The sequence below is a fragment of the Pseudomonas fluorescens group sp. PF-69 genome (assembly GCF_054481235.1).
In genome coordinates this window covers 3337324-3350431 of record NZ_JBTMNC010000001.1, presented here as the reverse complement: position 1 = coordinate 3350431, position 13108 = coordinate 3337324, and the positions used below count along the sequence as shown (strand labels likewise).

Genomic DNA, 13108 nt, shown 5'->3' with positions numbered 1-13108 from the left:
TGCCTCAACTTTAAAAACAACTTTCAGAACAAGGATTGCGCAGTGAAAAAACTCTTTGGCGCCTCACTTCTGGCCGCTGGCCTGGCACTGACCAGTGTGGCTCAGGCCGCACCGACCCTGCTCAACGTTTCCTACGACGTGATGCGCGATTTCTACAAGGACTACAACACTGCGTTCCAGAAACACTGGCAAGCCGAACACAACGAAAACATCACCCTGCAGATGTCCTTCGGCGGCTCCAGCAAACAGGCGCGTTCGGTCATCGACGGCCTGCCGGCTGACGTCATCACCATGAACATGGCCACCGACATCAACGCCCTGGCGGACAACGGCAAACTGGTCCCGGACAACTGGGTGACGCGCCTTCCGAACAACAGCGCACCGTTTACCTCGGCCACCGTGTTCATCGTCCGCAAGGGCAACCCCAAAGCACTGAAGGATTGGCCGGACCTGCTCAAGGATGGCGTGCAGGTGATCGTGCCTAACCCGAAAACCTCGGGTAATGGCCGCTACACCTACCTGTCGGCGTGGGGCTACGTGCTGAAGAACGGCGGCGACGAGAACAAGGCCAAAGCCTTCGTCGGCAAACTGTTCAAACAGGCGCCAGTGCTCGATACCGGTGGTCGTGCCGCAACCACCACCTTCATGACCAACCAGATCGGCGATGTGCTGGTGACCTTCGAAAACGAAGCGGAAATGATCGCCCGCGAGTTCGGCCGCGACCAGTTTGAAGTCATCTACCCAAGCGTGTCCGCCGAAGCCGAGCCGCCGGTGTCGGTGGTCGACAAAACCGTCGACAAGAAAGGCACCCGCGCCGCCGCCGAGGAGTACCTGAAGTACCTGTGGTCGCCGGAAGGCCAGGAAATCGCCGCCGCCAACTACCTGCGCCCGCGTGACCCGGCCGTGCTGGCCAAGTACACCGACCGTTTCCCGAAAGTCGACTTCCTGTCGGTAGAGAAGACCTTCGGCGACTGGCGCACCGTGCAGAAAACCCACTTCAATGATGGTGGGGTTTTCGATCAGATTTATGCGCAATAAACCCTGGCGGTAATGAAAAAGGCGACCTCAACAGGTCGCCTTTTTTGTCATGCAACACCAAACCACTGTAGGAGCGAGCCTGCTCGCGAAAAACCCAAGTGCGCCACTGGTCATCCGGATTTACACATAATCGTTAACGAGCTTCGCGAAAAAACTCGCTCCTGTTGGGCTTGCCATTTCCGCTGAAATTGCCGCAGAAAGTCATGGACGTGACTTCCACTAATGAACGTTAACGAAGTGAAGCAGCGAACATAAGCATGCTATCGAACAGGATGTAAGTGAATGTATCATCAGGCCTCAAGATTTCGACGCAAGGTTCACGGGCCGACGGCACATGATCCCGTCACTCATTCCGCAATGAAATGAGTGGTATCACTCCAATCACTCTTCCGCCGTACCCATCAGGCCATTAGCCTGCGCGCATTCCCTCTTGTTCAGCGAGACACGTTATGAACCCAACGACCCAGGCGTCCCACGGCACCGCAACAATGACCCGAGGCATGGTGCTGCTGTTCGCTTTCTGTTGTGGCGCCATCGTGGCCAACATTTACTACGCGCAACCCATCATCGGCCTGATCGCCCCGGACATCGGCCTGACCAACACCATGGCCAGCCTGATCGTTTCGTTGACCCAGATCGGTTATGCGCTGGGCCTGTTCTTCCTGGTACCACTGGGTGATTTACTGGAGAACCGTCGGCTGATGATCATCACCACGGTGGTGGCGATTGCCAGTCTGCTGGGCGCGGCATTTACCGATCAGCCGAACGTGTTTTTGCTGATTTCGCTGCTGGTGGGCTTCAGTTCGGTGTCGGTGCAGATCCTGATTCCACTGGCCGCGCATTTGGCGCCGGAAGAGTCTCGCGGTCGTGTGGTCGGCGGGATCATGGGAGGCCTGCTACTGGGGATTCTGCTGGCGCGGCCGGTGTCCAGCGTGGTGGCGGACCATTTCGGCTGGCGGGCGATGTTTGTCATCGCGGCGCTGTTGATGGTCGCCATCAGCATCGTACTGGCCCTGACCATCCCCAAACGCCAGCCTGACCACAGTGCTTCTTACGGCCAGTTGCTGGGCTCGCTGTGGACGCTGTTGCGCAAGCAACCGGTGTTGCGTCAGCGTGCGTTTTACCAGGGATGCATGTTCGCCACGTTCAGCCTGTTCTGGACCGCGGTGCCACTGGAGCTGGCGCGCAACCATGGCCTGTCGCAAAGCCAGATCGCGATCTTTGCGCTGGTCGGTGCCATCGGCGCCATCGCCGCGCCCATCGCCGGTCGCCTGGCCGATGCCGGCCACACCCGCGTCGCGTCCTTGCTGGCCCTGCTGTTCGCCAGCCTGAGCTTCCTGCCGGCCTTCATCCATCCGGCCTACAGCGTGATCGGTCTGGCGGTGACCGGTGTGGTACTCGATTTTTGCGTGCAGATGAACATGGTCCTCGGCCAACGCGCGGTCTACGCCCTCGACGCCAAAAGCCGCAGCCGACTCAATGCGCTGTACATGACCAGCATCTTCATCGGCGGTGCGTTCGGTTCGTCGGTGGCGAGCCTGGTGTACGAACAGGGTGGCTGGTTGTGGATCGTGGTGGTGGGCAGTGCGTTTCCGCTGTTGGCGTTACTGCGGTTTTTGACGGTGTCAAAACAACCTTTCCCGGCCATGGCCTGAATGGCCACGGAGTTGGCCAATGGCACCGTCAGGGCTTGCTGACAAAAGAGCTCTGAATTGACCCGACCTGCGCCAAGATCACCGGGCTCACGCGCCTGATTTGTCGATGCAGACCAGCAGACGTTCAACCGTGTAATCCAGCGGGCCGGAGTTGTCGAGCAGATGCACGGCGGGCTCGCTATCGGCCAGCAAGCGCTCATTGAAACGGGCATTGCGGGCCAGTCGGCGATCGATCTCGACCACCGAATCACGCCCGCGCGCCAGCAGGCGCTGGCGCAACACGGCCAGATCCACGGTCAGCAAGAGCACGATCAGGTCGGGGTAACGCTCGCGAGTGTTCTGCAGGTGCCCGCGAGAGCCATTGACCAGCACGTCCTCCCCTGCCGCCAGCCAGTCGTCGATGTCGCGCGCAATGCCATAGGCCAGGCCGTTAGCGTGCCAGCTCAGGGCAAAGGCGCCCTGGGCCTCCATTTCGGCGAACTGTTGCATGCTGACACCCAGCGCCGATTCCCCCACCGCTTCCGCCGAGCGAGTGATGACCCGCCGTACGATTCGACAGCCACGTTCGGCAAGCCGTGCTCGTGCGGCCTCCAGCAGGCTGTCCTTGCCTGAGCCGGAAGGACCGATGAGATAGATCAACCTGCCCGCCATCAAAATACCTTCCTGCATGTCGCCTGACTCGTTGTACCCACGGCAGCCCGTCCGGACAAAGGGCTGCACGCGAAACCCGTGCATGCTCGCCACGACTGTTCAACCCAAGCCGTCGCGTCGAAGGCCGCCACATTACTCCAGTGCAATCCGCCGCGCACGGTGTTCGGGGCTCCGTCCATCCGGCGTTGAAGTCGTCCGACGCCCTGTCGTCGCCAGCAGGCCGCACAAAAAAGGCGACCCCGAAGGTCGCCTTTGCGTCACTGCCCGAATTGCCGCCCCAAACCGCCCGGCACGCCGTGGATATCCGTCTCTTCCCACGGCCCTTTCGGGCTGATCGAGCGGCTCCAGCCGTTATCCCAGCGGTAGTAGGTGCGCTGGCGGTAGAACGTGTTCGGTTGATCATCGAGCACATAGACACCCAGTTTCGGGTCCCAATGACTGTTGCCACCCGGCGGTGGCGCGAAGCTGGCCGAGGTACGTGGCAGCGGTTTCGCGGGTTTGGCCGGGGTGGTCGATTTACCCGGTGCGGTCGAAGGCGCCGGCTTGGTGCCCGGCTGCGACGACGGGATCGGTGACGGGGTCTGATGTTCGGGTGGCCGTTGGACCGCACAAGCGCTCAGCCCCAAAACAACGCTGAGCAAGGTGATACGAGCGATGGCGGTCATGGTGGCGTTTCCTGTTATTTGTCCGGGCTGTCGATGGTCAGTGTCTGCGGCGCGGTGGTGCTGCTGGCCAAAGGCTGGCTGCGACCGACCCACTCACCTGCCGTCGGTTGACCGGCACGGGAGATGCGCGCAACCAGTTGGACTTCAGGGAAGTTCGACAGTTTCAACTGCGGCATCATTGCATCGGCATCGCCGAGTTCGACGGTTGCCGGCAAGTCGGCCACGGTCAGGCGCTTGGCCGCCAACGGCGCGGGTGGGCCTGAAGTGGCGCGAGCAAAGATGAAGACGCTGTCGCCCGGCTGGACCTTGCCTTTCAGCTCGGCCGCCAGGTCCACATGAACCTTGAGTCGCGCAGCCGGTTTGGCTGCGGGCGCCTCGGCCACCTTGCCGCCGCTGGCCACCAGTTTCTCGGTGGCGCGGGTAATGCCGCCCTGCAGCGCCACGCGGGATTGGTCGTCCGGCGGCAATTGCTCCAACAGGCGATTCCAGTAATCGATGGCTTGCTGATAACGCTGACCTTCGAAAGCCGCGATACCCAGCAGCCCGAGGCTGGTGACTTCTTTCGGATCAGCCTTGAGCGCTTCGTCAGTCAGTGCCTGGATTTTCTCCGACCACTGCTTGCCATCGGCGAAATACTGGGCCTGAGCCCATTGACCGAGCAGTTCCGGCTGACGACCGGCCAGGTTCACGGTGCGCTCGAAAATCTTCGCGGCATCGGCAGGACGATCCTGGGTCATGTAAGTACGACCGAGGAAATACAAGGCTTCAGCGGAATCGGGCTGCGCCGCGACCGCGCGCTCCAGACGCCGGGTCATCTCTTCCATCGACTGCGGTGGCTGGGAGAATTCCCGGGTCAGCTCGACTTTGTCGCTGGCACCGAAATGCAGGTACAAACCCAGGCCCAGCACCGGCACCAGGACCGCTGCCAGCAACGGTGCCGGCTTGCCCAGGCGCGACACCCGTGGCGCGGCGACGCCTTCGGTGTCGGCGAGCAATTCACGGGCGGCTTCGGCGCGACCGGCATCCATTTGCGCCGCATCGAGCACGCCTTCTTCCTGCTGAGTCTGCAACTCAGCCACGCGCTCTTGATACAGCGCCACGTTCAGGGCGGTACGATCCTCTTCGAGCTGGGCGCGACGACTACGCAGAACGGGGATCAGCAGAAAACTCAGGGCCACCAGAAGCAGCAGACCTGCAGCGAGCCAGAAATCAATCATTCTTGGTTTTTATCCAACAGGTGGTCGAGGCGCTCGCGCTCCTCGGCAGATAGCGAGCCCGGGGTGGCGGCGCGTTGCACGCGACGACGGCGGACGATCACCGCGATGATCACAAAACCGCCCAGCAGCAGACCGGCCGGGCCGAACCAGAGCAGTGCAGTCTTGGCGTTGAGAGCGGGTTTGTAACGGACGAAGTCACCGTAGCGATCAACCATGAAATCGATGATCTGCTGGTTGTCCTTGCCCTCGCCAAGCATGCGGAAAATCTCTTTGCGCAGGTCGGCAGCAATGGGGGCGTTAGAGTCGGCGATGTCCTGATTCTGGCATTTGGGGCAACGCAACTCCTTGGTCAGCTCGCGAAAACGCTCGCGATCACCTTCCTTGGCGAACTCATAGGTGTCGATGGCCGCCTGCGCCACACCGACCAGGCTCAAACCCAAAATGACGGCAGCGATCCAGCGCTTCATGGCTTGGCCTCGTCGACCAGCGCCTGATATTTGGCCGCCAGTTTTTCGCGCCAGACCTGCTCGTCGATCACGCCGACGAACTTGTCGCGGATGATGCCCTTGGCGTCGATGAAGAAGGTTTCCGGAGCGCCATAGACACCGAGGTTCAGACCCAGCGTGCCCTCGTCGTCACGGATGTCGAGCTGGTAGGGGTTGTGGAATTCGTTCAGCCACTTCAAGGCGTCGGCATTGACGTCCTTGTAGTTGATGCCGTAGATCACCACGCCCTTCTCGGCAAGTTTGTTCAGCACAGGGTGCTCGACCCGGCAGGAAATGCACCAGGTGCCCCACACGTTGACCAGCGCCGGTTTACCCAGAATGTCGGCGCGGGTCAGGGTCTTGTCGCCCTGCACCGCGGGCAGGGAAAACTCCGGGAACGGCTTGTTGATCATGGCCGAGGGCAACTCGGCCGGGTCCAGGTACAGACCGCGATACAGGAAAACAGCGACCACCAGAAAAATCACCAGTGGCAACAGCATCAACCAGCGTCTCATGCAGTGGCTCCCGACATGCCCAGTGCTTCACGCACTCGGCTTTTCACCTTGACCCGATACCGTCGATCCAGCGCCGCCAGCACACCACCCAGGCCGGTGAGCAAGCCGCCGAACCAGATCCAGCGCACGAACGGCTTGACGTGCACGCGCACGGCCCAGGCACCATCGCCCAGCGGTTCACCCAGTGCGACGTACAGGTCACGGGTGAAGCCGGCGTCGATCCCGGCTTCGGTCATCACCGAGTTCTGCACGGTGTAGAGGCGTTTTTCCGGGTGCAGCACGCTGACTTCCCGACCGTCGCGGATCACCCGGATGGTGCCCTTGTCAGACGTGAAGTTCGGGCCTTCGAAGTGCTTGGCGCCTTCGAAGATGAAGTGATAACCGGCCAGGTCCATCGATTCGCCGGGCGCCAGGCGCAGGTCGCGCTCGGCACTGTTCTGACTCGACAGCACCACGCCGAGGGCGCAGACCGCGATGCCCAGGTGCGCCAGCTGCATGCCCCAATAACTGCGGGTCAGGGTCGGCAGTCCTTTGATCAGGCCTTTGTGGCGAGTCTTGTCGAAGATGTCACGCACACCGGCCAGCAACACCCAAGCGGCGAGCAGGAAGGTCGCCAGCACCGCCCAGTTGAAGTCGCCATACGCGACACCGGCCACCACAGCCAGCGCGGTGCTGCCGAGCAACACCGGGGTCAGCATGCCTGCCAGCCATTTCACCGGGGTGTCTTTCCAGCGCACGATCACGCCGACCGCCATCACCAGCATCAGCAACGCCATCAACGGAATGAACAGTGCGTTGAAATACGGTGGGCCGACCGACAGCTTGGCGCCGGTCATCGCATCCAGGACCAAGGGATACAAGGTGCCCAACAGGATCATCGAAGCCGCGACCACCAGCACCAGGTTGTTGCCCAGCAGCAGGGTTTCCCGCGACCAGAGGTTGAAGCCGACCTGGCTCTTGACCACCGGTGCGCGCAGGGCGAACAGCGTCAGCGAGCCACCGACCACAAACAACAGGAAAATCAGGATGAACACGCCGCGCTCGGGATCGGACGCAAAGGCGTGCACCGAGGTCAGCACCCCGGAACGCACCAGGAAGGTCCCCAGCAGGCTCAGCGAGAAGGCGGCGATGGCCAGCAACACGGTCCAGCTCTTGAACACGCCACGCTTTTCCGTGACCGCCAACGAGTGAATCAGCGCAGTGCCCACCAGCCACGGCATGAAGGAAGCGTTTTCCACCGGGTCCCAGAACCACCAGCCGCCCCAACCGAGTTCGTAGTAGGCCCACCACGAGCCCAGGGTGATGCCGATACCGAGGAACGCCCAGGCCACGATGGTCCAGGGGCGCGACCAACGAGCCCACGCAGCATCGAGACGACCGCCGAGCAATGCGGCAATGGCGAAGGCGAAGGCCACGGAAAAGCCGACATAGCCCATGTACAGCATCGGCGGGTGCACGATCAGGCCGATGTCTTGCAACAATGGATTCAGGTCACGGCCGTCCGCCGGTATCTGCGGCAGGATCCGCGAGAACGGGTTGGACGTGAGGATCAGGAACAGCAGGAAACCGGTGCTGATCATGCCCATGACCGCCAGCACCCGCGCCAGCATCACTTGCGGCAACTGCCGGGAGAACACCGACACCGCGAAGGTCCAGCCGCCGAGGATCAGCGCCCAGAGCAGCAACGAACCTTCGTGCGCGCCCCACACGGCGCTGAATTTGTAGTACCAGGGCAACGCGCTGTTGGAGTTGCTGGCCACGTAGGCGACGGAGAAGTCGTCCGTCATGAAGGCGTAGGTCAGGCAACCAAAGGCGAATACCAGAAAGGCGAACTGGCCCCAGGCGGCGGGCTGGGCCAGGCTCATCCACAAGCGGTCGCCGCGCCAGGCACCGAGCAACGGCACCACGGCCTGAACCAGCGCCAGGCACAGTGCCAGGATCATGGCCAGGTGGCCCAGTTCCGGGATGAAGATTGCGGACGTCATGGGTCAACCCTCCTTCGCAGGTGTTGGAGCGGTTTGACCACTGTCCTTGAGGGCCTTGGTCACTTCCGGTGGCATGTATTTCTCATCGTGCTTGGCCAGCACTTCATCGGCCACCACCACGCCGTCGGCGTTGAGTTTGCCCAGGGCGACGATGCCCTGCCCTTCGCGGAACAGGTCCGGGAGGATGCCGCGATAGGTGATGGTGACGGACTTGTTGAAGTCGGTGACGATGAACTTCACGTCCAGGGAGTCGCTGGAACGTTGCAGCGACCCCTTCTCGACCATGCCGCCGGCGCGGATGCGCGTGTCATGGGGGGCTTCGCCGTTGGCGATCTGGGTCGGGGTGTAAAACAGATTGATGTTCTGCTGCAGGGCGCTCAGGGCCAGGCCGACGGCAGCGCCGACACCGACCAGGATCCCGAGAATGATGATTAGACGCTTTTTACGCAGGGGATTCACTTGCCGTTCTCCCGGCGCAGACGACGCGCCTCTTGTTGCAGATACCGCTTGCGGGCCAGGATCGGCGCCGCCACGTTGAGGGCCAGAACCGCCAGGCAGATGCCATAGGCTGACCAGACATACAGGCCATGATGGCCCATGGCGATGAAGTCGCCGAATGAAGCAAAACTCATCGAACGACCTCCAGGCTGTTTTCCACTTCGGCCCTCACCCAAGTGGCCCGCGCCTCGCGCTTGAGCACTTCGAGGCGCATGCGCAGCAGCAACACCGCACCGAAGAAACAATAGAAACCCAGCACCGTCAGCAGCAATGGCAGCCACATTTCGGCGGGCATGGCCGGTTTTTCGGTGAGGGTGAAGGTCACGCCCTGGTGCAGGGTGTTCCACCACTCCACCGAGTACTTGATGATCGGGATGTTGATCACACCGACAATGGCCAGCACCGCGCACGCCTTGGCGGCGCTCTCACGATTGCTGATCGCATTGCCCAGCGCAATGAGACCGAAGTACAGGAACAGCAGAATCAGCATGGACGTTAGTCGGGCATCCCAGACCCACCACGAGCCCCACGTCGGTTTGCCCCAGATCGCGCCGGTGACCAGTGCCACGGCGGTCATCCAGGCGCCGATGGGCGCCGCGCATTGCAGGGCGACGTCGGCCAGTTTCATCTTCCAGACCAGCCCGACGATGCCGCACACGGCCAGCATCACATAGATGGACTGCGCCAGCATGGCCGCCGGAACGTGGATGTAGATGATCCGGAAACTGTTGCCCTGCTGGTAGTCGGGCGGTGCGAAGGCCAGGCCCCAGACCACGCCAACACCGATCAGCAGCAACGCCGCGACACTCAGCCATGGCAGCATTTTGCCGCTGATGCCGTAGAACCACTTGGGCGAGCCGAGCTTGTGAAACCACGTCCAGTTCATACTGTTTCCATCACGGTTGCCGCTCGTTATCACGAGTCAGCCAAAGGGTCTTTACTGGTTATTTTTTAACCAGACCTCATTATTCGCCGACGCTGATCTTCAGGCCAGCAGCTATTGCAAAAGGTGTCAGGGTTATCGCCAGGGCGGTCAGGCTACCAAGCCACAGGAGATAACCGGTCGCCGGCATGCCTTGCAAGGCCGCCTGCAAGGCGCCACTGCCAAGAATCAACACCGGGATGTACAACGGCAGTATCAGCAACGCCAGCAACAGGCCGCCGCGCTTCAAACCCACCGTCAGGGCCGCGCCCACCGCACCGAGCAGGCTCAGCACCGGTGTACCCAGCAATAAAGAAAGCAGCAACACCGGCAGACAGGCGGCAGGCAAACCGAGCATCAAAGCCAGCAAGGGTGCGAGCAAAACCAGTGCCAGGCCGGAAAACGCCCAGTGTGCCAGCACCTTGGCCAAAACCAGAAGAGCCAGGGGGTGCGGCGAAAGGACCCACTGTTCCAGTGATCCATCTTCGAAATCACTGCGGAAAAGCCCGTCCAGCGAGAGCAAAACCGATAAAAGGGCTGCGACCCAGACCAGTCCCGGAGACAAGGTTTGCAACAATTGAGACTCGGGTCCCACCGCCAAGGGGAACAACGAAACGACGATGGCGAAGAATACCAGCGGATTGGCCAACTCCGCCGGACGGCGGAACAGCAGACGGGCCTCACGGGCGACCAACAGGCCGAAAACACTCATACGGCCCATTTCCCCAGATCAATGTCGCGATAACCGGCCGGCATCCGGCTCAGGGAGTGGTGTGTGGTCAATACCACTACGCCGCCGCGCTCGCAATGCGCAGCCAGGTGCTCTTCGAGTTGCGCCACGCCCTGCTTGTCGAGGGCGGTGAACGGCTCATCGAGGATCCACAGCGGTGGACAGTCCAGGTACAACCGGGCCAGCGCCACACGGCGTTGCTGGCCAGCGGACAGGGTGTGACAGGGAACATCTTCGAAACCGCGCAATCCGACAGTGGCCAGGGCCTGCCAGATCGCGTCGTGGGAGGCCGGCTGATGCAGTGCGCAGAGCCAGCTCAAATTCTCTTCCGGGGTCAGCAGGTCCTTGATCCCCGCGGCATGGCCGATCCACAACAGATTACGCGCCAGCTCCGTACGTTGTTCGTCAAGCGGCTGACCGTTGAGCAGAACCTGACCGTCGGTCGGCTGCATGAGACCCGAAAGCAGGCGTAGCAAGCTGGTTTTGCCACTGCCATTGGGACCGCTGATCTGTACCATTTCGCCACTGGCCAGTCTCAAATCGAGATTTTCGAAGAGCAGCCGAAGGTCTCGCTCACAGGCAAGGGCAACGGTTTGCAGGACAGGACTGATCAAGGGTTCAAGGGCCTTATACGGTTCAAGTCGGCTCTGGCACGGCCGTTAAAGAGAGGCAGAATAAAGGTATTGGCAGCCCGAACCAGAGAGCTGGGTCAAATATTTCTACGTTTCGGCCGCCCTGTAGACAACGGGGCGGCATTATACATGCCATTTCCTACTCTAAAGAGCGCATTTTCCCAAGGTTGTGACCGCGTATGACAGTCGAATTGAACACGCCCCCTCTACCGCAGACCATGCCGGCGACCACACGTCCGCTGACGGTCAGCGGCGAGCTGATCAAGCTGCTGACGCCGATGGAGGGCCTGATCACCGCTGGCCAGACCGCCACGGCCGAAGTGCTGTCGCTCAAGCAGGCGGATCAGACTTTTCAATTGCTGCTCAAGGTCACCCTCGACAGCGGCCGTCAGACCACCGTCCAGGCCACCAGCGACCAACCGATGGCCCAAGGCACCCGCATGGTGGTCACTCAGCCGTCGGCGAGCAACCTGGCGGTCACCGTGCAACAAGCCATTGCCTCCAGCGTCGCCACCCTCACCCGTATCGACACGGCGCAACTGCCGGTCGGCACGCTGCTGCAAGGCAAAGTGCTGACCTCCCAGGCGTTGCCGCAGGTGCCTGGCCAACCAGCGGTGTTTCGCTCGATGGTGAGCCTGCTCAATACCGTCCTGAGTGGCAGCACCCTCAGCATCGACAGCCCGCAACCATTGCGCATCGGCACCCTGCTGAGCGCACAGGTGCAAGACACTCAGGCACTGAAATTCGTGCCCTTGAGCAGTCGTCAGGAACAACTGGCGGTGACTCAACAACTGGTCGACCAGCAAAGTCGCCAAGGCTCGCTGGACGGTTTGCTCAAACTCCTGCAAGACCTGCCGGATTCCGACCAGACCTCCGTCGATCTGCGCTCCGCCGCTTCACGGCTGCTTGCCGGCCTGCCCGATGTTCAGCAACTGAGTACGGCCAAAGGCCTGGCCCAGGCGTTACTCAACAGCGGTACGTTCCTCGAGACCAAGCTGCTGGCCGGGCAGAACCCGACACTGGCGCCTGACCTGAAGGCCGACCTGCTGAAGCTGATCGCGCAATTGACGCCAGGGCCTCAAGCCAACACCAACCTCAGCGCGATTATCGCGGCGAATACGCTGGTCCAGGCCATGCCGAATTTCGTGCGCAATGCCCTGGGCATGCTCGGCCAGGTCAGCGCCAAACCGCCGCCGACCAGTTTCCCGTTACCCGAACGCCTGCTGCAAAATCCCGAAGGTGAAGATGACCTCGAACATCTGCTGCGCCTGGCCGCCGCTGCGGTTTCACGCCTTCAAAGCCATCAGTTGTCGAGCCTGGAACAGACCGGCGTGACCGCCGACGGGCGCCTGGTGAGCACCTGGCAACTGGAAATCCCGATGCGCAACCTGCAGGACATTGTGCCGTTGCAGGTCAAGTTCCAACGAGAAGAAGCCCCCGAAAAAGAATCGCAACAGGAACGCCGCGACGAACGCGAACCCAGACAGCAACTGTGGCGCGTCGACCTGGCATTCAACATGGAACCCTTGGGGCCGCTGCTGGTTCAGGCACAGCTGATCAAAGGCAGCCTGTCGAGCCAACTGTGGGCCGAACGGCCCTACACCGCCAGCCTGATCGAAAGCAACCTGTCGGCATTGCGCGAACGTTTGCTGGCATCCGGCCTGAACGTCGGCGATCTCGACTGCCACCTCGGCACACCACCCCAAGGCCCCCAAACCCGCCTCGAACAACGCTGGGTCGACGAAAACGCATGAAAAACCCCAACGCCCCACGCCAGGCCATCGCCCTCAAATACGACGGCACCCACGCCCCTTCCCTCACCGCCAAGGGCGATGAAGAACTCGCGGAAGAAATCCTGCGGATCGCTCGCGACCATGAAGTGCCGATCTACGAAAACGCCGAGCTGGTGAAATTGTTGGCGCGCATGGAATTGGGGGACAGCATTCCGCAGGAGCTCTATCTGACGATTGCCGAGATCATTGCGTTTGCGTGGAATCTGAAGGGCAAGTTCCCGGCCGGACACATTCCGGACGCGCCCATGGTCGAGAAGGATGTCACTGAACGCGGGGATGATTATTGAGGCTTCGAGGACGCCATCGCGAGCAGGCTCGCTCC

Annotated in this window: 15 protein-coding genes; 4 read left to right on the top strand and 11 right to left on the bottom strand. The window is 61.5% G+C overall.

All coding sequences use genetic code 11. The annotated features are described in order from the left end of the window. Nucleotides 1-42 precede the first annotated feature (42 nt). Entirely contained in the window at nt 43-1038 is a 996-nt protein-coding gene (locus ACX3YF_RS15585) for a sulfate ABC transporter substrate-binding protein (RefSeq protein WP_130203762.1), read from the top strand. Nucleotides 1039-1487: 449 nt separating this feature from the next. Continuing rightward, nucleotides 1488-2693, top strand: coding sequence for an MFS transporter (locus tag ACX3YF_RS15580; protein ID WP_448647303.1), 1206 nt, complete (start codon nt 1488-1490; stop codon nt 2691-2693). Nucleotides 2694-2780: 87 nt separating this feature from the next. Here ACX3YF_RS15580 and phnN read toward each other — a convergent pair whose 3' ends face one another. The 11 genes from phnN to ccmA all read right to left on the bottom strand — a co-directional run bounded on the left by phnN (nt 2781) and on the right by ccmA (nt 10975). Continuing rightward, nucleotides 2781-3344 carry a phosphonate metabolism protein/1,5-bisphosphokinase (PRPP-forming) PhnN gene (phnN, locus tag ACX3YF_RS15575; RefSeq protein ID WP_458974841.1) on the bottom strand — a complete coding sequence of 188 codons (564 nt, stop codon included), beginning with the start codon at nt 3342-3344 and terminating at the stop codon, nt 2781-2783. Between the two features lie 257 nt (nt 3345-3601). Continuing rightward, nucleotides 3602-4009: a hypothetical protein gene (locus ACX3YF_RS15570; protein WP_130203764.1), complete on the bottom strand. Its 408-nt coding sequence runs from the start codon at nt 4007-4009 to the stop codon at nt 3602-3604. 14 nt (nt 4010-4023) lie between these two features. Beyond that, nucleotides 4024-5226 (bottom strand): c-type cytochrome biogenesis protein CcmI, encoded by a 1203-nt coding sequence (gene ccmI, locus ACX3YF_RS15565; protein WP_047531934.1) that lies wholly within the window; start codon nt 5224-5226, stop codon nt 4024-4026. Continuing rightward, the gene (locus tag ACX3YF_RS15560) at nt 5223-5693 is read right to left on the bottom strand and encodes a cytochrome c-type biogenesis protein (protein WP_047531936.1); all 471 of its coding nucleotides are present in this window, start codon (nt 5691-5693) and stop codon (nt 5223-5225) included. The genes ccmI and ACX3YF_RS15560 overlap by 4 nt, the downstream gene beginning before the upstream one ends. Continuing rightward, nucleotides 5690-6226: a DsbE family thiol:disulfide interchange protein gene (locus tag ACX3YF_RS15555; RefSeq protein WP_130203765.1), complete on the bottom strand. Its 537-nt coding sequence runs from the start codon at nt 6224-6226 to the stop codon at nt 5690-5692. Before ACX3YF_RS15555 ends, ACX3YF_RS15560 begins: the two co-directional genes overlap by 4 nt. After that, the gene (locus tag ACX3YF_RS15550) at nt 6223-8211 is read right to left on the bottom strand and encodes a heme lyase CcmF/NrfE family subunit (protein ID WP_130203766.1); all 1989 of its coding nucleotides are present in this window, start codon (nt 8209-8211) and stop codon (nt 6223-6225) included. Before ACX3YF_RS15550 ends, ACX3YF_RS15555 begins: the two co-directional genes overlap by 4 nt. 3 nt (nt 8212-8214) lie before the next feature. Then, complete coding sequence (ccmE, locus tag ACX3YF_RS15545) at nt 8215-8670, bottom strand: cytochrome c maturation protein CcmE (protein ID WP_047531942.1); 456 nt, start codon at nt 8668-8670, stop codon at nt 8215-8217. After that, a complete protein-coding gene (gene ccmD / locus ACX3YF_RS15540) occupies nt 8667-8843 on the bottom strand; it encodes a heme exporter protein CcmD (RefSeq protein WP_007980758.1) in 177 nt (58 codons plus the stop codon). Before ccmD ends, ccmE begins: the two co-directional genes overlap by 4 nt. Beyond that, complete coding sequence (locus ACX3YF_RS15535) at nt 8840-9595, bottom strand: heme ABC transporter permease (protein ID WP_448647304.1); 756 nt, start codon at nt 9593-9595, stop codon at nt 8840-8842. The genes ccmD and ACX3YF_RS15535 overlap by 4 nt, the downstream gene beginning before the upstream one ends. A gap of 79 nt (nt 9596-9674) precedes the next feature. Continuing rightward, on the bottom strand, nt 9675-10343 hold the full coding sequence (gene ccmB / locus ACX3YF_RS15530; RefSeq protein ID WP_007980754.1) for a heme exporter protein CcmB: 669 nt from the start codon (nt 10341-10343) through the stop codon (nt 9675-9677). Continuing rightward, nucleotides 10340-10975 carry a cytochrome c biogenesis heme-transporting ATPase CcmA gene (gene ccmA / locus ACX3YF_RS15525; RefSeq protein ID WP_130203768.1) on the bottom strand — a complete coding sequence of 212 codons (636 nt, stop codon included), beginning with the start codon at nt 10973-10975 and terminating at the stop codon, nt 10340-10342. Before ccmA ends, ccmB begins: the two co-directional genes overlap by 4 nt. 197 nt (nt 10976-11172) lie before the next feature. Between ccmA and ACX3YF_RS15520 the strand changes: the two genes are divergently transcribed. Both ACX3YF_RS15520 and ACX3YF_RS15515 read left to right on the top strand, forming a co-directional pair. After that, complete coding sequence (locus tag ACX3YF_RS15520) at nt 11173-12747, top strand: flagellar hook-length control protein FliK (protein WP_130203769.1); 1575 nt, start codon at nt 11173-11175, stop codon at nt 12745-12747. Continuing rightward, nucleotides 12744-13073, top strand: coding sequence for an EscU/YscU/HrcU family type III secretion system export apparatus switch protein (locus ACX3YF_RS15515; protein WP_130203770.1), 330 nt, complete (start codon nt 12744-12746; stop codon nt 13071-13073). The genes ACX3YF_RS15520 and ACX3YF_RS15515 overlap by 4 nt, the downstream gene beginning before the upstream one ends. Nucleotides 13074-13108 lie beyond the last annotated feature (35 nt).

Bases quoted from the DNA above. Each gene is read 5' to 3' on its own strand.
- ccmD (WP_007980758.1), bottom strand. From the start codon at position 8,843: ATGAGTTTTGCTTCATTCGGCGACTTCATCGCCATGGGCCATCATGGC.
- ACX3YF_RS15580 (WP_448647303.1), top strand. From the start codon at position 1,488: ATGAACCCAACGACCCAGGCGTCCCACGGCACCGCAACAATGACCCGA.
- phnN (WP_458974841.1), bottom strand. From the start codon at position 3,344: ATGGCGGGCAGGTTGATCTATCTCATCGGTCCTTCCGGCTCAGGCAAG.
- ACX3YF_RS15560 (WP_047531936.1), bottom strand. From the start codon at position 5,693: ATGAAGCGCTGGATCGCTGCCGTCATTTTGGGTTTGAGCCTGGTCGGT.
- ACX3YF_RS15550 (WP_130203766.1), bottom strand. From the start codon at position 8,211: ATGACGTCCGCAATCTTCATCCCGGAACTGGGCCACCTGGCCATGATC.
- ACX3YF_RS15570 (WP_130203764.1), bottom strand. From the start codon at position 4,009: ATGACCGCCATCGCTCGTATCACCTTGCTCAGCGTTGTTTTGGGGCTG.
- ACX3YF_RS15515 (WP_130203770.1), top strand. From the start codon at position 12,744: ATGAAAAACCCCAACGCCCCACGCCAGGCCATCGCCCTCAAATACGAC.
- ccmB (WP_007980754.1), bottom strand. From the start codon at position 10,343: ATGAGTGTTTTCGGCCTGTTGGTCGCCCGTGAGGCCCGTCTGCTGTTC.
- ACX3YF_RS15520 (WP_130203769.1), top strand. From the start codon at position 11,173: ATGACAGTCGAATTGAACACGCCCCCTCTACCGCAGACCATGCCGGCG.
- ACX3YF_RS15555 (WP_130203765.1), bottom strand. From the start codon at position 6,226: ATGAGACGCTGGTTGATGCTGTTGCCACTGGTGATTTTTCTGGTGGTC.
- ccmI (WP_047531934.1), bottom strand. From the start codon at position 5,226: ATGATTGATTTCTGGCTCGCTGCAGGTCTGCTGCTTCTGGTGGCCCTG.
- ACX3YF_RS15535 (WP_448647304.1), bottom strand. From the start codon at position 9,595: ATGAACTGGACGTGGTTTCACAAGCTCGGCTCGCCCAAGTGGTTCTAC.